Origin of the sequence: Oribacterium sp. FC2011, assembly GCF_000701645.1 — a bacterium.
Taxonomy (GTDB): Bacteria; Bacillota; Clostridia; order Lachnospirales; family Lachnospiraceae; genus Oribacterium.
Genome location: NZ_JNJM01000026.1, coordinates 19,957 through 36,828 on the forward strand (window position 1 = coordinate 19,957; position 16,872 = coordinate 36,828).

Consider the following 16,872-nt stretch of genomic DNA (forward strand, 5'->3'; position numbering starts at 1 on the left):
GTTAACTCTTAACAATAAGGAATACACCGGACAATAATAAAGCTATACTCACAATCAAACCAAATCCGATACCAAATACAGAAGTTTTCTTATGTTCTTTCATAAGTTCTTCTTTACTGTGAATATTCTCAAAGAAAGATATAGAATCAATGGTATCGGATTTTTCAAGCCGATTACCTGCCTGCTTGCCAATAAGAGCAATTGAATCAATGTTATCAACTACGGTTCCGCGGTAGCTTATCCTTATGGCACCTACCTGTTCGGTATAATCATTCCACAATAGGTCAGAAGCTTTTTTTTCATCACAGTTTTTAAAATACCTAGAATCAGTATCTGTTATATAGAGAATATCATTATATTCTTCGGCACGAAGACCCTGAATTTCATCAAAAAGAGCCTGAAGATCCTCATTATTGTAATCAGCTCTTTGAAGTTGTTTTGAATTTCCTCCAAGACTGATCAACAAACTGCTGTCAACCTCGTACTCAAGACCGTTTATGTTTCCGAAGAAAACCTCATCAGTTAATGCTTCTTCATTGTTAAAACTATATAAACGTTCCCATTTGATCTGATCCACACCGTCATATTTCAGCTCTTCAACTTCACGATGAATCACCGGATATTTAAATCTCAAACCAAGTTCATAATCTTCAGCATTATCAATTAAATCAGTTGATACCAGCAATATGATATCTTTTCCTTCATTAGCAGGATCCACCTTGCCGTCGGTTATGAACGGAGCTTCTTCCAGTTGATTTACAGTCGCAGGATTGGCAAAAACAGCTTTTGTAGCTGCAAACGTGAAGAATCCGCCTACGAGTATTAACACCACACCAATTAATTTTTTTATCATGTTTTATACCACCGTTATTGTCATAATGCGAAAACTCTGAAAACAAAAAGGGTTTAAATATAGCTTACAGTCTCATTTAAATATATTGTATTTATAATCTATTCCGGCAACAGAATCATGCTGCAAAAATCACCTGTCTTTTTTTTGCATCTTATCAGCATATATATGATCCACACTGGCAATCCTATATACCCTACCAGAACCAATATAATCCCGGAAACAAAACTGTCCGGATTTACAATAAACTTGTTTAAAGCTGTGAAGGCATCGTAAATCGTATGTATAATTATCGGTGCAAATAAAGCGATAATATAATAGCTGACCGAAGATTCTTTTTTTAAAACCTTCCTATACCTTGCAATTCCGATAAACTCGCCCATCAACATATTAAAAGCCATATGGGCAGGAACTGATACCTTTCTAAGGAGCATATATATAATCTCCATCCAAGTATCATCACCTGAGTATGCCATTTCTTCCATTATCGTAAATCCAAATCCAACAGCTGCTCCTAAAAGTATATATTCATAAACGTTTTTCAGTCTTGGTTTAAAGATTGTGGCAAACAAGATGATTGCAATAAACTTGATAACTTCTTCCGGCATGCCGGCGGCCATAAAGGCACTTACAAGCGATCCCATTAATGAAGGCATCTGATCAACTGCAGTCCTTAATGCAGTATTTGCAAAAAAGAGCTTAACTCCTATAAAACCTGAGATTTCCATCGTGGCCATACCTAAGGCAATCGGTACAAGGGCCTGTATCCAGCCAATAGGCTCAGGGATTTCTCTTTTAACCATCCTGTAATATAGTATTCCGCATACAAAAACCGTAATGATTAAAGATAAAGCTGTAGAAAGATTCATGTATGTCCTCCTAAAATAAACGATTGAAAATGATACGTTCTCTTCGTATCCTTTAATATTTTGGTTAATCCCGGATCTTTTCGAAAGCAATCCTTGGATAATCGTCTTTTTCAACATAGATCGTCCCACATCTTGTGAAGCCAAGCTTCTTTAGAAGATTCTGCATTACAACATTATCTCCATGTGTATCTATCCTAAGATGCCCGCATTTTTCAAATGCCCAGTTAAGTGTTTCCTTACTGATTAAGAAAATTATGTCTCTCTGCTATACCTCCCGCAGCAGATACCATGTCAAGTTCATCATCCGACAGAATCCTTATGGAGTCAGAGGTTTCACCTGCATTGCCAAAGAGGTCATGATTTGCATGGTCTACATACTTTTCCCATTCCATTTTTCATTTCAAACTTAAGTTCTATTCCGTTAATAATCCACTGCCTCTTTCATACAGATAATTTGAGCCAAAACCATATGTGCCATCTTCCAACTCAGTAAGTTCAGGTACATTTACCGGAAGTTTACCATTTGGTTTATTGTAACCGAAAATAGTTTCGATAGCGGCGATGATGTTTGCATTAATGGCACCTTTACTAACTCCATCAGAAGTTTTATCTGTAGGATCTATATTTAGTCCCGAACCCATATACGAAAGAACTATACCATCGGCATCACTATAGACCGCTGCATCATAAGGAAGATTTTCACTCAGAAGGATAAATTTACCTCCATTATCATGAACGTCCTTCAGTGCAGAATGAAGCGCTATGTATTGTGGATTCTCCTTGTCATAAAAAGCGCTGCCTGATGCATATGAAAATGCAATAACTATATCAGCACTTGATATTTTATTTTTCATATCATCTGTATAATTAAGTTTTACATCTGCAGAAGAATCATAATAATACTCAACACTTATATTACTATCTTCAGAAATAAGACCTTCTTTCTTCATTTCATCAATAGCATAATTAATTGTGCATGAATCGTTCTTTTGTCTTCCAAGGAAAACAATATCCTTTTTATCTTGTGCTAAAGGAATAAGATCTTCATCATTCTTCAACAAAGTTATTGCTTTTCTGGCAATTTCCATCTCATCCTCATGATGTGCTTTAGAGCCTACCTCTTCAATATGATTTTCAGAATTGGTTTTGCCTTCACTCTCATCTATGCTTCCGCCGTCAATATCAAAAATATGATATTTATTTTTCATTACCAATATACGTCTTACACTCTCATCAATTCTCTTTGAGCTGATTTCTCCGGACTTAACCAATTCAGATATTCCATTTATATAGTCATCATAATAGGCAGCAGCATCTTCATTATTAAGGTCTGTCGGTATCAAAAGAATGTCTACACCGGCATTAATGACTTCTCTGGCTACATTGATACCGTATTCCACAGTACCTTCCTCGCCTTTTACAAGTCCCGCAGTTCTTATTGCTTCCATTTCCAATGCATCTGTAACAACTACTCCATTAAAGCCCAGATCGTCACGCAAAATGTCAGTGATCATCTTCCTGGACATAGTGGCCGGATAATATCCTTTTGTAACTCCATCGCCAAATGTTACTTCATCATCAATCAATGGATAGGTAATATGTGCAGTCATTATCATATCCGCACCATTATTTATTGCTTCTTTAAAAGGAACCAATTCAACTTCTTTTATTTCGTCATATGTCTTTTCAACTGAAGGAGTCCCTATATGACTGTCAGTCTCAGTATCACCATGCCCGGGATAATGTTTATATGTCGCAATTATATTTTTTTCCTTCAATCCATCTGCAAATGACTTACCGAGTTTTGCAACTACCTCCGGATCATCTGAAAATGATCTTGTTCCAATGACAGGATTAGAAGGATTATTGTTTACATCGATATCCGGTGCAAAATCTGTATTAAAACCTAGCGCTGCTAATTCTTCTCCTATTATCTCTCCTGTTTTTAAGGCATTGCCTTCGGCATCCGTTGTTGCGCCTATTGCCATATTTCCTGTCATTCTGGTTCCGGATGTGAGTCTTACGACAATCCCACCCTCTTCATCCAAAGGCATAATATAAGGGATATGAACCGAAACGTTGTCGGACTGTTTATTATTATCCTGAAGATCCTTCACAAGATTATATACCTGTTCATTATCTATGATATTAGAACCATAAAGAATGACACCACAATACTGATGCTTTTGCAAAGCGGCTCTTAGTTCCGGATTGTCATCTATATCTGTGACGTTTTCACCATCCCAGGTTCTTATGGCCGGTATAATCATCTGTGAAATTTTTTCATCCATTGTCATGTTTGAAATAATTCCATCTATTTCAGAACCTTCTTTTTTTGAATCTTCTTTTTTTGAACATCCACTTAAACATAGAGCACTTATCAAACTGCCCGTTATGATTATTAGTGATAATATCTTACGATTAATATGATTCTTTTTCATTCCCATCCCTCCACCAACGCCTACCGTTTATTCTGAAATTACATTTATTTTCTTTTTTATGCATCTTCAGAATCAAACTCATAAAAAATATATATCTTTTATTTTACCGCAAATAATGCGTTTTATCACAATAAAAAACACTCGCCCAGGCTCACAGGGATATCTCCGGTGAGAGCACTGAGGAATCCGGTCTCCATGTCAAAGGCTACTTTCTCGCCGCATATGCCAGTAGATAAATGGTTTATTTCAAATTAAGCAAAACCTTTAAAAAGATCAAAAAAAGACAGCTATGTTTCCTGCCAAAATGCAGATCCAAAACATAGCTGCCTTTTTTTTAAATCATCCATTGTTATGGTGTGAATGACATCATATACCATTTTTTGAATCAATCCTCAGCTACGAGCATTTCAAAACCTTTTAACACTTTTCTTTTCATCGTATATTACTTACTCCTGTCCTACAGGTGTCGCACCAACGCCGTTCCACGCACCGTCAGCACCGACTGTGTGTCCGTCCGGTGTTATGGCTGCCGTGTACATGCTACCCTGTGTTTCGCCGGGTGTGATATCGAAATAGTACCACTTGTTGTCGATCTTCTTCCACCCTGTAGCCATCCTGCCGCACCATCCGTCCTTATCAGGCATTAAATAGAATTTCTTTCCGTTATAGTCGAACCAGTTCGTCTGCATGTTTCCGGAGGCATCAAAGTAGTACCAGTATCTCAATCCATTGTAATCAAGGCTCATCCACTCTGACTTTGCAAGTGTTCCGTCTGACTTTGTATAGGTCCATGTATCAGCATCGGCACTGTTTGCCCATCTTCCGCCTACATCACTCGCAGGTACTCCCGTCTCTGCCTGATGGTCTGCAGGTACGTTCCGTGATGTGACATTATTGATCCGGTCAACCAGTTCCTGTGAAGCACTGCTTTTGGATGAATATCCGGAACTGCTTCTGCTTCCGCTGTCATCTGAATCATCATCGGAATCATTGTCACTTGAACTTGAGCTTGAGCTTGAAAGCCTTGGAATAGTCTCCTCTTTGGTATGTGACGAATCATTTTCACAAGTGTATACCTTTAAGCCTTCTTCATCATAGGTTGGTCTCTTTGTGACCTCATAGGCACCCCACTTGTGGCCGGTTGCTTTGATGATAAATGATGACTTATCTGTTATTTCAGAAATCATAGTTTCATCTTCAAACCACTTGTCACAGCTTTCATCAATACATCTGTAATATGTTTTGTTTCCAACAGTCTCACATCCCGGTTCAACAGCTTCCACTTTTTCTAAAGTATGATTATGCTTTTCAGCTGCACTCCATATCCCTACCTCAACAGAGGTAGCTTCACTTGCGGTCTTGTCTGCCGTTTCAGCATAGCGTACCATGTAGGTTCCGGCAGTCAGGCCAGTGATCTCAGTCGCGTTATTTCCAACAGAGGTCCATACAATGTCTCCATCTTTCTGGTACTCCATGGCATCTGTCACACCGCTGATCGTACCGTCTGTTGATGTGCTGCTTGATGCCTTGATCGCCGTGAGACCTGTCGGGGGTTCCTGATTTTTCTTTATAATGAGGTGCACGGTCTTTGGCAAGGCGTAGGCGAAGTATCCGTCCGCGTGAGGCGTTACTGTAGCGGTGTAGGTTCCGCACTCCACTAGTGCGTCCACGGACTTTCCAGCAGCATCGGTCCAGACAATGTCCACCTCGTCGTCGGCGACTGGCGTGCCGTCCAACGCAGTGAGCACGAGCTCAGGGGTGTGGTCGCTCCCATCGAAAGTAACTTGTGCTGGCTCGGTCACCGTAAACTCGTTGGCGTCGTAAGTCGCATAGAGTGTCACGCTTTTAGGGGATGTGACGTGTGCGCCCAACGCGAAAGTCGGTTCGACATGCGCCATGCCAGGCTCGATCACGGTCGGATCGTCAGTTGTCCACCCAGTCTGGTGGATACCACGCGCATGGTTAAAGCCACGTCCGTCGCTAAGGTTGATTGTTTGCGAGGAGTCTTCCCTCCACTGAATGAGTGCTAAGGTCATGCCGGTACCGTCGAACACTTTATAGTTGATGACGTTGCTACTGAGAGATTCATCATAAGCAACCCAGGTGCCAGCCATTGTCTCACTGTCCCAAAGCTCTGCCAGCTCTCCCGGGCTCAGGATACTGCCTACGGGATAGGTCAGAGTCGCGTCTTCACTCTCGCCATCGGGCACAAGGCGATTGCTGAAGCGCCAGTACTTGGGCGTGTCAGGAAGCGCGATCTGTGTCTGTTCCGCGCCCTCCAGCGACGAGCTCGCACCGAGCTTTAACTCATTAAGACTCTCGACACCCTTGAACATATCGTCAGCATTCGTGCACGACTCGGGGGCGAAGTTTTTTAGATCGACACGCGTGAGTTTTGTGCATCCAGAGAAGAGTCCTTCGATCGTCGTCGCGCTTCCAGCGGTAAAGCCTGCAGGGAAGATAACCCCATTTAGGTTCGAGCATCCTGAGAAGAGCCCGTCTAGCGCAGTAGCCTTGTCGAGGGTGAAGCCGCTCGGGAGGGTGAATGAACCAGAAAGCGATGTGCACCCCTCGAACATGCGGCTCGCAGAGAGCAGATTCGCGGAGCTAAACTTATCGCCCATTGTAATTGACTTAAGTCCACTCGCACCCGCGAACATACCGTCCATGGAAGTGGCAGCCGAGGTGTCCCAGTCCTTCAGGTCCAGATAGAGCTTGATTTTCTCGTCACCGGAGATCGTGCCCGTAGCCACGCCTGCGAAAGTGTTGGTGAAATCGGTGACGTGCGATGTGTCGACATGGTTCGCGTCGTTGAATGACATGAGGTCGGTCGCACCTGCGAACCAGCTGTTCATGCTGCGCGGCGCCATCTTTTTATTGCTATCAGACACCCCGAACCTGACGGACTTAACCTCGCCAGCTGTCAGAAACTCTTTCCAAGGTACATCGTCGGCCGAGGCTACCGAGCTTGGTACCTTCCAGCATATCGGTGCATCTTTCCATGTGCTCTCGTCATTTTCCTCGATTCGTGGAACGCCATCAGGTGAATAAATGAAGTACAGCTCGTGGGGCTGCACATATACGATATGCGTTGCGTCTGATCCCTGGCCGTGGAGCATCCCTCCGTTCTCGTTGTAGACGGCATAGAATTCGCTTTGTGCGTCGTCCTGAGGAACAGCATCGTCCGCCCATGCCGGCTGAACCATCATCGCCAGCGATAGCAAAAGACTCAGTAGCATCCTCCCTATTTTCAGTCTCATCTAATAATCTCCCCCTTCTTCCTTGTTTGATTAAAACGCCGAAATTGACTGGATATACTTACCCCGCCAACATACGACGGTTATCTATCTCAAATGTAATATGTAGTTTTAAACACCTCGCTGCCTCTTGTCTTTGACTGCGTTGATTCCCAGCATAAACATATCAAAAAACTCATCATCGTCATTACTGCTCATAATCCGGGCTCCTTTCAATAGAGTTTACTTTAGCCCTTCACCACTATACGGGTTATAAACTTCTATATATTCCTTTGGTACGTGCTTAGACAGCCATACACCATTTTCTGACATAAAAAACTCATATCCCTCTTCTGCCATTCTTCCGGCATATACTTTGAATACTACAGGTTTACCATGTCGGCTTCCTACTTTGACCGCCGTATCATAGTCTTTTGACAAATGGACGTATAATCTTGATTTAGGGATAAGTCCCTTCCCAAGTATGGACTCAACATACTTTTCGCCCGTACCGTGCCAAAGGATTTCAGGAGGAATGGTCTTTTTTAGTTCCACATCCACGTTAATAGAATGCCCCTGATTAGCCCTGATAAGCGTCTTATCCTCGTTAAAGGAATATCTTTGCTTATCATCTTCCGCTACTATCTTTTCAAGCATATCCATGCTGAACCTATGTGTTTTTCCTATCCCGTCAATTAGTTCCCGGACGTTTGCCCATCCATGCTCATCAAGCTTTATACCGATGACCTCCGGTTTATGCCTAAGAATAAGACTCAGGAACTTGCTTAATTCTTTTTCTTTCTTGTCCATTGTGATCACCTTCTAATTTTTCAAATTTTTTGTGACCTGTTTAATACAAAACCTGTGTATAAGATTAGAACGATAAATATTATAACAAAGGAGACCATCATGAGAAAATATAGAACAATAACTCTTTGTATAGGACTTGCAACACTTATCACATCAACGGCACTACTTACTGGCTGTCAGTCTAATGAGATCCCTTCAATTCCTTTACAGACACAGATCACCACATCTTCTGTTTCAGCCGAAAACACCATCACTGTATCGGCATCCGGCAAGGTCACTGCTGTCCCTGACATGGCTATGATAACCTTTTCCATAACCACTGAAGGCAAAGACGTGAAAACGGCCCAGGACAAGAATAGCGAGGATGCCAATAAGGTTGTTGAAAAACTCAAGGAGCTTGGCGTAGAAGAAAAAAGCATCAATACATCAAACTACAATATCTATCCTCAGTATGATTATGATGCCCAGGCCGGAAATCGAATTTCAGGCTATACAGTGGATACCACTCTGACTGTGAGTGACATTAAGATAGAGGATGCGGGCAATGTTATATCTCAATGCGTGGATGCCGGAATCAATAGCATGAACAACATCTCCTACTTCTGCTCCGGCTATGATGATGCTTATAATGAAGCCCTAAAGGAAGCTATTGCTAATGCTGATACGAAAGCTCAGGCTCTCGCTGAAGCTTCAGGTAAGAAGATCGTAGAGATAAAAAACATCTCGGAAGGATATCAGAATACTTCTCTTCAGTACAGATCCGGATCCGTTATGAAGAATTCTCTTGAAGCAGCTTCGGATGCAGTCATAATGCCGGGAGAATCCGATATTGCAGCAAATGTTACTGTAACCTATATCATGAGCTGATGCTCCGAAGCTTGTTCCCCAAATAGAGAAAGGCACTTACTTCCCACTTGGAAGCCCAATCTGCATCTCACTAATGACAGCGGACCCAATAATCATTATTGCACCTATGATCCCTGCAATATTTAGCGGTTCCTTCAAGAGGAAAGCTGAAAACAACAATGCAGAAACCGGATCGATGTAACTAAGGATGGCAACCGACTGCGCTCTCAATCCATCCATGCTTCCGAAATAGAGAACATATGCAATTCCTGTATGAACAAGTCCTACGATAAAAAGCAGTATGATTGTAATCAGGTCGAGTCTTACCCCGAAGAATCCGCCTTTTACTACCATGTATGGAATCATGACCATACCTGCGGAAAACAGCTGAATTACAGTCTTTTGATAAGGCTCGATCCCTCTGATTATTTTATTGATGATGATAACTATAGAATAAAATACCGCGGCACCAAGACCGAATAATATCCCGGACATATTTCCGGTCCCTAGTCTTTCACCGCCGATAACACCTGACACCAGAACCATTCCTAAAATAGCTATGATTGCGCAGATGCATTCTTTTAACTTCAATCTCTCCTTAAAAATGATCGGGGACAATAAGACAACTATTGTAGGCTGCATATAATAACAAAGCGTAGCAACGGCAACTGTTGTATGATTATATGCCTCAAAAAGAAGCATCCAGTTGACACCCATTACTGCACCTGAGATAACAAGACCAACTATAGCAGAAAGTGCCGATTTCTCCTTAGATGTTCTGTGGAATACCATAATAAAGATTAGAAGAAATAATCCACCAAGAAGCCCCCGCGAGAATGCCAAAAATGCGGAGGAAACAGGAATATATCTTCTGAAAATCCCAATTGTTCCGAAAATCAGCATTGCTACAATATTCATCAATACCGATTTCCGCTCATTAACAGGTTCCTGCATGATATACCTCTCCTACTATGGACGCCTCAACTTGAATACCGGACGCACATTCCCAACAACAGTTCCGTGGTCACTTAATAATGGTGTTTCTGAAAAATCTTTCAATGCTGATTTTTCTTCATCCGACAAAAGCCCTAATTGATCTAATGTACTCATCACAACAGGATAAAGCGCAGTAAAAACATCACCATCTTCGATTTTTACTGCAATTCCCATATCCCTTCCTCTTACTCCTACAAGAAAAAGTCCATTTGCTCCAAGTTTTCCTATAAACTTTCCTTTTGTCACACGAAGGAGTTCTGTGCAGAAATCACCGGGTGCTGCTATCATATCAGGTTCATTACACATTGACTCTGCTATGATTTTTGCGCCATCCCTGTACTCCTTCGGCAGATTTTCAGGTGTAGTAAATCTTGCGTATGCCATAGCCATATTCTTTATTGGAACAGCATGTACAGGTACTCCGCATCCATCATTTCCGACAACAATATCCCTTTCAGGTATCCTCGTAATATCTGATATCAGTTTTAAAATATCCTTCTGTATGGGATGCTCCGGACTGTCGTACCCTTCCATTGGATAATTCAAAGCAATGCACTCAGCAATAAAAGCAATATGTTTGCCCGAGCAGTCAGAATTATACTGTTTCATCTCCTGGTTTTCCTTTAGCTGTTTCTCGCGATATGAAGGATAAAACGAATAAGGCTTACCGGTTTTAAGATCATAAAGTGTAATACCTATCTTATCAAGAAGCCCCATTATGACTTCCTGATGTATGGGCATACCATAATGAGATGAACACATAATGGCTTATTCTTTCTGTGTAAAATGCCATCTCTTTGCCGCTCCGGAAAGGAAGAGATTTATCCCCATTAAAGGTTTTTGTGTTGACCTGAAAAAAGTAACAAACTCCGGATCGCCAACAGTATACAGAAGTTCTCCACTACTATTACAGACAACAATATCTCCAAAATGTCGTAGTTCTGTTATTGTCCCTCTTGTTCCTTCAGCTAATACTTCTGCCATGTGTATCACCAATTCTTCTTTGTAATTATCAGTTATTCTAAAAAACCACCTGTATATAAGTCTGCGGCTTTTTGTCCGTAATCATGTATCCCCTCACATAACTGAGGTTTTATTTAGGATATCTTGGAAACTGTCCCAACAACTGCGGAACAAATTTTTCAATTACTGCACATAGCAAAAGGGCAAATGTAAAGGAAATGCATGTAGCAATACATGCCACCAAAAGTTGCGGTCCTTCCAACCAGGTACGAATCCATGGAATCACTAAATCCAACTGAAAATTCTTGTGCAGGAGGTTTCTCCATAATAGCCGCAATTACTTCTTCACGTTCTATCTATTAATTCGGCTCTGAAACGGTTCATCATAAGGAATCAGGGAATTATAGCTGTTTCTGTAATAAAAAATCATTGATTAAATAACAATTTGTGACCTTAAAGATAAAGACGGCTGACCATAATGGTCAGTCGCCTTCTCTATAATATCTTGTACATGGAAATCACTTCCTGATATCCACATATCCTCGAATTAAAGCCTCTTGGATTACGTCCAAATTCCACAAATCCCATAGCCTTGTACATTTCAACTGCCCTTATATTGTCCGAAACAACGTTTAATTCAATCTGTACAAATCCAGCGTTTTTGGCGCATTCTATACAGGCCTCTGAAATGGCTTTCCCGATTCCCAGCCCCCAATATTCCTCAAGTACACATACGCCAAAGTCAGTACGGTGCCTCAGCTTATGTATTGTTCCTATTGCTTCAATGCCTCCGGTCCCGACGATTTTCTCATCCACAATAGCAACGATCTCTATATCGGTAGGGCTCTTGGTTTTATCTGAAAGGAACTTAGACTCCCGTTCAGGATCAAAACAGTTTTCATCGGGATATGCAATCATAAAGTCAGTTTCAGCATGTGTCTTATTGTAAACATCACAGACTTCTTTACCGTCCGGCTCGTCACCGTTTCTGAGTAATGCTTCTTTTCCGTTTTTTAGCGTAATCTTCTTGCTATAAATCATCAGCTACTCTTTCCTTTTTTCTGATATTTCATTTCCATTGTCTTTCGCGCACCTGATTAGTGCATCTGAAACATCACTGAATCTGATGCCATGATTCTTTGCCTTACTGCAATTCATCCAAAGATTATGTCTTGTCGGTCCATCTTCTACTTTGATATTAAGTCCAAGCTTTTCAACGAATTCTTTTGTGATCTCAAACATGGATCTGTCAGTCTCACTGCCAAAGTTATAAGCTCCTCCTGGAAGTGCGATGACATTATCAACATTTTCTGCAACTTCCTTTACGTAAGTGATGCCTCTGTACTGTTTAGAGCTGAAGGAAACAGTATTTTTGGCATTAATGATATTCATGTAGTAATTGGGCCTCTTCGTATAATAGTCATACATCCATTCAGCACGAAGCATTACTGCATCAGGGCAAATATCAAGGACTCTGTTTTCCATTTCAAGCTTATGTTCAGCATAAATATTACCGGGCTTGACTATATCCTCTATATATGGACCTTCTTCATCAAGACCACTATATACCTGGTCAGAACTGAAACAAATAAGCTTTCTGCCTTCCGATGCCTTTGCCAATAAAATCGGTATCTCAACATTTGCAATATGCGATGCTTCAGGATCCTTCTGACACTCTCCAATATCTGATATGGCTGCCGTATGAATGATCACATCCGCACCACTCTCGTCAATTATCCGCTTAACCTTTTCGAGCGTTGCATCTCTTAAAGATGGTGACGCAACAACATCTTTACAGCCTTCCATTATCTTCCCGCCAACAAATCCAGTTGCCCCTGTCACAAGTATCATCCAGCTATACTCCTTTACAATAACTTTGCTCCAAAAATAATTCGGCAATGCTCAAAGATCCTCAAGATCAATAATCTTTATCCCGTTTTCTGAAAGCATTTCAGCAAATACTCCCTTTCCCGGGATGAGTTTTCCTGTAAAACTCCCGTCATAAATCTGCTTTACACCACATGAGGGACTTCTAGACTGAAGGATTGCAAGATCGACTTTCTCTTCGAGTGCCTTCTTAAGGCAGATATCAGCTCCTGCCCTGAATTCCCTGTCCTTACTTTCTCCGTTTCTGTTTGTGACTGTGCCTCCAACTATCTCACAGGGAATACGAGGTATAGGAAGCCCTCCCGCAACTTCAGGACACACAGGAATGACGTCATGCCCTTTTACGTATTCAGCTACTTTCTCACTATAGTTATTACCGCCATTGTATTTACAATCCCGCCCAAGAAGACAGGCACTTACAAGTATTTTCATTTCTCAAATATTTTTCACTCTTTATTCTTAAATATAATTGTTAATCTCTGATCTTCTCAAAAGCGATTCTCGGATAATCATCTTCTTCAACATATATCGTCCCACATCTTGTGAAGCCAAGCTTCTTTAGAAGATTCTGCATTACAACATTATCTCCATGTGTATCTATCCTAAGATGCCCACATTTCTTGAAAGCCCAGTTTATGCAAAATGCGCCAATGCCTTTTTCGGATCCATCAGAAGCAATCCTGTGAACCACGCCGTACTCATTACCTCCGACCCACTCACCGTCTTCTATATCTATGTAGTTTGGTTCAATGTCTTTTCCTTGATCAAAATAGAAAACGCCAACTACTGTTCCTGCCTCATTTTCACAAACGTAACTGAGGCCCTTCTCAATATCTTTCTTTATGAGCTCTTCAGGCGGCCAGTTAGTAGGGCCCCACTGGTTTGGATTTCCGTGCTCCGCCATAAATCTTTTGGCATAAGCATATATTTCCATTATCCTGTTAAAATCTTCTTTTCCGGCTTTTCTTATCTTCATGATATTTTTAACCCATATATTTTTCCAATAGAACAAGATTCACATCAGGTATACCATTGAAAACCGTGGGTATAATGGCAACCTCTTTATATCCAAGCTTACTGTACATTTTCCGTGCTACCCTATTTCGTTCGTTAGTATCTATCCGAAGTTCCGAGCAGCCGTTTTCCAATGCATAGTTTTCATAGAACTTTATAAACTCTTTCCCCAGTCCTTGCTTTCCGGCCATGGGAGATATGGTGAGCGTGTGGAGTACACATACTTTATCGTCTTCCGCCTCATGCTCCCATTTAGTTTTCTTATATACGTCCACCTGGATTTTATTTATTATACCGGAGCCAAGAACAATACCGTCCTGTTCAATAACAAAAAGGTCGTCTCTTTTCAAAGCCTCCTCCGCCGTTTCTTTTACAGGATATATTCCCCGGATCCAGCCAACAGAAATGATTCCTTCTTCCTCTGCCTGATGGATCTCATCATAGATATTTACTACTGCATCAAGGTCCGATTGCTTTGCTTTACGTATCATGATCTAAGCCCCTTTTTAACATTTTCAAACGTCGTATGTCCATCCATGCTCGCTATGGTAGATCATCTGTCTTGTCATGCCGCCGTCTATGCAGATATTTTCGCCAGTGATAAAACCGGCTTTATCAGAACATAGGAACTTCACCATTTCAGCGATATCTTCCGGCTTTCCTACTCGTCCTACAGGCTGCTGTAAGGCATCTGCTCCTATGATTTCAGTATCAGTCGTATCTATCCATCCCGGTGAAATACTGTTCACTCTGGCTTTTCCTGCAAGGCTGATTGCTAGGGCATGTGTTAATGCAGCTATCCCGCCCTTTGCCGCAGTATAGCTTTCTGTTTTAGGCTGGCTCATCCTGTCACGTGATGATGAAATATTGATTATGGATGCCCCGTCTGACAATACAGGCACCAAAAGTTTTGTGAGATAAAACGGAGCAGTCACTCCGACGGAAAGAGCATATTGAAAGTCCTCGTAACTGCATTCATCAATACCTTTCATGATTGGAAGTGCATTATTGATGAGATAATCTACATGTCCGGACTGTTCTATCACATGTTTTGCAAATCTCTCTAATGTTTCCTTATCTGCTACATCACCCACAAACCAGTCCCCGGGTGTTTTATCAATAATGTGCACAGTAACACCATCAGCCCGAAACGATTCTGCGATAGCTTTTCCAATCCCGTGAGCACCACCTGTGATTGCAGCTACTTTACCATTGCCCATAACGATCTCCATAGCTTTCTTTTCGACATTCATAGAACCTCGCATTCAATACTTCTCTAAATTATATAAGATCAGCCATTTCTATTCTCCGTATATCCGATTCTGTCAGTAACAAGTTCTGCCCACGCAGGCACAAATCCCGAACCAAGAGCAACTTTCTGTGAAGCAATGTGGGACATAGATGTTCCATAATATGGAAGCCTGTTCATCCCCAAAATCTCGTTCTTTAGTAAAGCCACAAGCATTTTTCCTATCCCTTTTGCTTTTACTTCAGGATCAACATTTATTCCGATCTGCCACATTACAGGACTGTCCATACTTGCGCCGGCCATGCCGAGTATTTTGTCATCCTTAACAGCTGCAACTCCTATTACGTCCGGTGTTGTCTCACAGAAGGTAAAAGCTTCATCAAAGCGAGGATCTCCTCTGAACTGCTCGATCTCAATGTCACGATACCAACGTATTTCGTAATCCGCAGTATCAACTTCCGACTTCTTCTCAGCAATATAGAAAGGATGAACCATACCTATCTGGAACCCATCCTGGCTGAGTCTATCATTTAACTAATACTTCCCACATGAATAAGTGCCGGAAAGCCTTATTCTAAGTGGGTTTCCAACAATAAAATAGCGTAGTCACAACCCAGCTGTGATATAATTAAGTTGCTGACAAAATCATTCACAACATAGGAGTGCTACGCTATGAATACTATATCACAGTCTGAGATATTGCTTCAAGATGCTACGAACGAAGTCGGTTCTTTCCTCCGAAAATATCAGGTATCTGATATTCTGAAACAGTGCAATGGTTACAAGCAGAAAGGCTTTTCAGTGATCCAGCTGTTTGCCTACCTGGTAACGCTGATGTTCCAGCCGTTAAGCACATACATGTCCATGCGTGTCGGTGCTTATAAAGAGCCATTCTCCAAGAATACAATCCGCCGGTTCTGCAATAATGCCTCGATCAATTGGCACAAGTTCCTGCGAGTTCTCTCGCAGAAGCTTGTAGTTGAATTCATGCGGCCTGCTACTTCCGATGACCGGGAAGAATTCTTCATCATTGATGATACACCTTTCCAGAAATCCGGGAAGAAGACGGAACTGGTAAGCAGGTTCTTCAACCATGTCAGCATGAAATATGAACTGGGCTATCGCATCCTGACATTGCTCTGGACGGATGGCTATTCCAACGTTCCGGTCGATTTTGCGCCGCTGTCCTCTGGGAATGAGAAACTGATCATTTCCAAAGCAAAGGAATACGATGGCCGTACACTTGCAGGAAAAATCCGGAAGCAGGCATGTATGAAGGCCCCGGAACTGATCCTTCAGATGCTCTCTCAGGCTATTGCTGCCGGCCATACCGCAAAGTATGTGCTTTTTGACAGCTGGTTTGCTACGCCGAAGGGGATCATGGACATCAAAGACCGACTGCATATGGATGTCATCGCCATGGTGAAAAAATCCGGCAAAGTCTACTATGAGTATGACGGTGAGCAGCACGACGTTAAAGAAATCTTCTCCCGCAGCAAAAAGCGTAGAGGCCATTCAAAATATCTTCTTTCTGTAGAGGTCAATCTCTTACAGAAAAAGTACGGCAAGATCCTGGAGCGCATACCGGCAAAACTTGTCTATGTCCGTAACAAGGCAAATAAGAAAGACTGGATTGCCATCATCTGCACCGATACGACGCTTTCGGAAGAAGAAATCATTAAACGGTACGGATACCGCTGGAACATTATGC

The 16,872-nt window shown here is 41.8% G+C and carries 16 protein-coding genes and 1 pseudogene; 2 read left to right on the forward strand and 15 right to left on the reverse strand.

Annotation, left to right across the window (positions count from 1 at the left end; translation table 11 throughout):
* Position 1 precedes the first annotated feature (1 nt).
* The 6 genes from T357_RS0115925 to T357_RS0115960 all read right to left on the reverse strand — a co-directional run bounded on the left by T357_RS0115925 (position 2) and on the right by T357_RS0115960 (position 8,206).
* On the reverse strand, positions 2–853 hold the full coding sequence (locus T357_RS0115925) for a TMEM43 family protein (RefSeq protein WP_031554773.1): 852 nt from the start codon (positions 851–853) through the stop codon (positions 2–4).
* A 98-nt stretch (positions 854–951) separates the two neighbouring features.
* A complete protein-coding gene (locus T357_RS0115930) occupies positions 952–1,719 on the reverse strand; it encodes a PrsW family glutamic-type intramembrane protease (protein ID WP_031554775.1) in 768 nt (255 codons plus the stop codon).
* A 236-nt stretch (positions 1,720–1,955) separates the two neighbouring features.
* Entirely contained in the window at positions 1,956–2,111 is a 156-nt protein-coding gene (locus T357_RS21285; protein WP_155991501.1) for a hypothetical protein, read from the reverse strand.
* Between the two features lie 21 nt (positions 2,112–2,132).
* Positions 2,133–4,160 (reverse strand): glycoside hydrolase family 3 protein, encoded by a 2,028-nt coding sequence (locus tag T357_RS0115945; protein ID WP_031554777.1) that lies wholly within the window; start codon positions 4,158–4,160, stop codon positions 2,133–2,135.
* A 446-nt stretch (positions 4,161–4,606) separates the two neighbouring features.
* Positions 4,607–7,420 carry a BspA family leucine-rich repeat surface protein gene (locus T357_RS20545; protein WP_081828224.1) on the reverse strand — a complete coding sequence of 938 codons (2,814 nt, stop codon included), beginning with the start codon at positions 7,418–7,420 and terminating at the stop codon, positions 4,607–4,609.
* 219 nt (positions 7,421–7,639) lie between these two features.
* Positions 7,640–8,206 carry an RNA 2'-phosphotransferase gene (locus T357_RS0115960; RefSeq protein ID WP_031554780.1) on the reverse strand — a complete coding sequence of 189 codons (567 nt, stop codon included), beginning with the start codon at positions 8,204–8,206 and terminating at the stop codon, positions 7,640–7,642.
* A 99-nt stretch (positions 8,207–8,305) separates the two neighbouring features.
* Here T357_RS0115960 and T357_RS0115965 point away from each other — a divergent pair, with 99 nt between their 5' ends.
* On the forward strand, positions 8,306–9,073 hold the full coding sequence (locus tag T357_RS0115965) for an SIMPL domain-containing protein (protein ID WP_031554781.1): 768 nt from the start codon (positions 8,306–8,308) through the stop codon (positions 9,071–9,073).
* Positions 9,074–9,109: 36 nt separating this feature from the next.
* On the opposite strand, the gene T357_RS0115970 is transcribed toward T357_RS0115965, so the two are convergent.
* The 9 genes and pseudogenes from T357_RS0115970 to T357_RS0116010 form a co-directional block, all read right to left on the reverse strand.
* Complete coding sequence (locus tag T357_RS0115970) at positions 9,110–10,006, reverse strand: DMT family transporter (RefSeq protein WP_031554783.1); 897 nt, start codon at positions 10,004–10,006, stop codon at positions 9,110–9,112.
* 15 nt (positions 10,007–10,021) lie between these two features.
* Positions 10,022–11,032 (reverse strand): annotated as a pseudogene (locus T357_RS19465) (asparaginase).
* 474 nt (positions 11,033–11,506) lie between these two features.
* Complete coding sequence (locus tag T357_RS0115980; protein ID WP_031554786.1) at positions 11,507–12,052, reverse strand: GNAT family N-acetyltransferase; 546 nt, start codon at positions 12,050–12,052, stop codon at positions 11,507–11,509.
* 3 nt (positions 12,053–12,055) lie between these two features.
* Positions 12,056–12,862, reverse strand: coding sequence for an SDR family oxidoreductase (locus T357_RS0115985; protein ID WP_031554788.1), 807 nt, complete (start codon positions 12,860–12,862; stop codon positions 12,056–12,058).
* A 51-nt stretch (positions 12,863–12,913) separates the two neighbouring features.
* On the reverse strand, positions 12,914–13,330 hold the full coding sequence (locus T357_RS0115990; RefSeq protein ID WP_031554790.1) for a 2-thiouracil desulfurase family protein: 417 nt from the start codon (positions 13,328–13,330) through the stop codon (positions 12,914–12,916).
* A gap of 40 nt (positions 13,331–13,370) precedes the next feature.
* Complete coding sequence (locus tag T357_RS0115995) at positions 13,371–13,874, reverse strand: GNAT family N-acetyltransferase (RefSeq protein WP_031554793.1); 504 nt, start codon at positions 13,872–13,874, stop codon at positions 13,371–13,373.
* Between the two features lie 7 nt (positions 13,875–13,881).
* A complete protein-coding gene (locus T357_RS0116000) occupies positions 13,882–14,403 on the reverse strand; it encodes a GNAT family N-acetyltransferase (RefSeq protein WP_031554794.1) in 522 nt (173 codons plus the stop codon).
* Between the two features lie 24 nt (positions 14,404–14,427).
* The gene (locus T357_RS0116005; RefSeq protein ID WP_330373140.1) at positions 14,428–15,165 is read right to left on the reverse strand and encodes an SDR family NAD(P)-dependent oxidoreductase; all 738 of its coding nucleotides are present in this window, start codon (positions 15,163–15,165) and stop codon (positions 14,428–14,430) included.
* Positions 15,166–15,203: 38 nt separating this feature from the next.
* A complete protein-coding gene (locus T357_RS0116010) occupies positions 15,204–15,656 on the reverse strand; it encodes a GNAT family N-acetyltransferase (protein ID WP_049962505.1) in 453 nt (150 codons plus the stop codon).
* 177 nt (positions 15,657–15,833) lie between these two features.
* Here T357_RS0116010 and T357_RS0116015 point away from each other — a divergent pair.
* On the forward strand, positions 15,834–16,872 hold a 1,039-nt coding region (locus T357_RS0116015; protein ID WP_044917206.1), incomplete at its 3' end, for an IS4 family transposase.

What these genes read in the sequence shown, in the direction of transcription:
- T357_RS0115925 (WP_031554773.1), bottom strand. Translation starts at nt 853, where the DNA reads ATGATAAAAAAATTAATTGGTGTGGTGTTAATACTCGTAGGCGGATTC.
- T357_RS0115930 (WP_031554775.1), bottom strand. Translation starts at nt 1,719, where the DNA reads ATGAATCTTTCTACAGCTTTATCTTTAATCATTACGGTTTTTGTATGC.
- T357_RS21285 (WP_155991501.1), bottom strand. Translation starts at nt 2,111, where the DNA reads ATGGAATGGGAAAAGTATGTAGACCATGCAAATCATGACCTCTTTGGC.
- T357_RS0115945 (WP_031554777.1), bottom strand. Translation starts at nt 4,160, where the DNA reads ATGAAAAAGAATCATATTAATCGTAAGATATTATCACTAATAATCATA.
- T357_RS20545 (WP_081828224.1), bottom strand. Translation starts at nt 7,420, where the DNA reads ATGAGACTGAAAATAGGGAGGATGCTACTGAGTCTTTTGCTATCGCTG.
- T357_RS0115960 (WP_031554780.1), bottom strand. Translation starts at nt 8,206, where the DNA reads ATGGACAAGAAAGAAAAAGAATTAAGCAAGTTCCTGAGTCTTATTCTT.
- T357_RS0115965 (WP_031554781.1), top strand. Translation starts at nt 8,306, where the DNA reads ATGAGAAAATATAGAACAATAACTCTTTGTATAGGACTTGCAACACTT.
- T357_RS0115970 (WP_031554783.1), bottom strand. Translation starts at nt 10,006, where the DNA reads ATGCAGGAACCTGTTAATGAGCGGAAATCGGTATTGATGAATATTGTA.
- T357_RS0115980 (WP_031554786.1), bottom strand. Translation starts at nt 12,052, where the DNA reads ATGATTTATAGCAAGAAGATTACGCTAAAAAACGGAAAAGAAGCATTA.
- T357_RS0115985 (WP_031554788.1), bottom strand. Translation starts at nt 12,862, where the DNA reads ATGATACTTGTGACAGGGGCAACTGGATTTGTTGGCGGGAAGATAATG.
- T357_RS0115990 (WP_031554790.1), bottom strand. Translation starts at nt 13,330, where the DNA reads ATGAAAATACTTGTAAGTGCCTGTCTTCTTGGGCGGGATTGTAAATAC.
- T357_RS0115995 (WP_031554793.1), bottom strand. Translation starts at nt 13,874, where the DNA reads ATGAAGATAAGAAAAGCCGGAAAAGAAGATTTTAACAGGATAATGGAA.
- T357_RS0116000 (WP_031554794.1), bottom strand. Translation starts at nt 14,403, where the DNA reads ATGATACGTAAAGCAAAGCAATCGGACCTTGATGCAGTAGTAAATATC.
- T357_RS0116005 (WP_330373140.1), bottom strand. Translation starts at nt 15,165, where the DNA reads ATGAATGTCGAAAAGAAAGCTATGGAGATCGTTATGGGCAATGGTAAA.
- T357_RS0116010 (WP_049962505.1), bottom strand. Translation starts at nt 15,656, where the DNA reads ATGGTTCATCCTTTCTATATTGCTGAGAAGAAGTCGGAAGTTGATACT.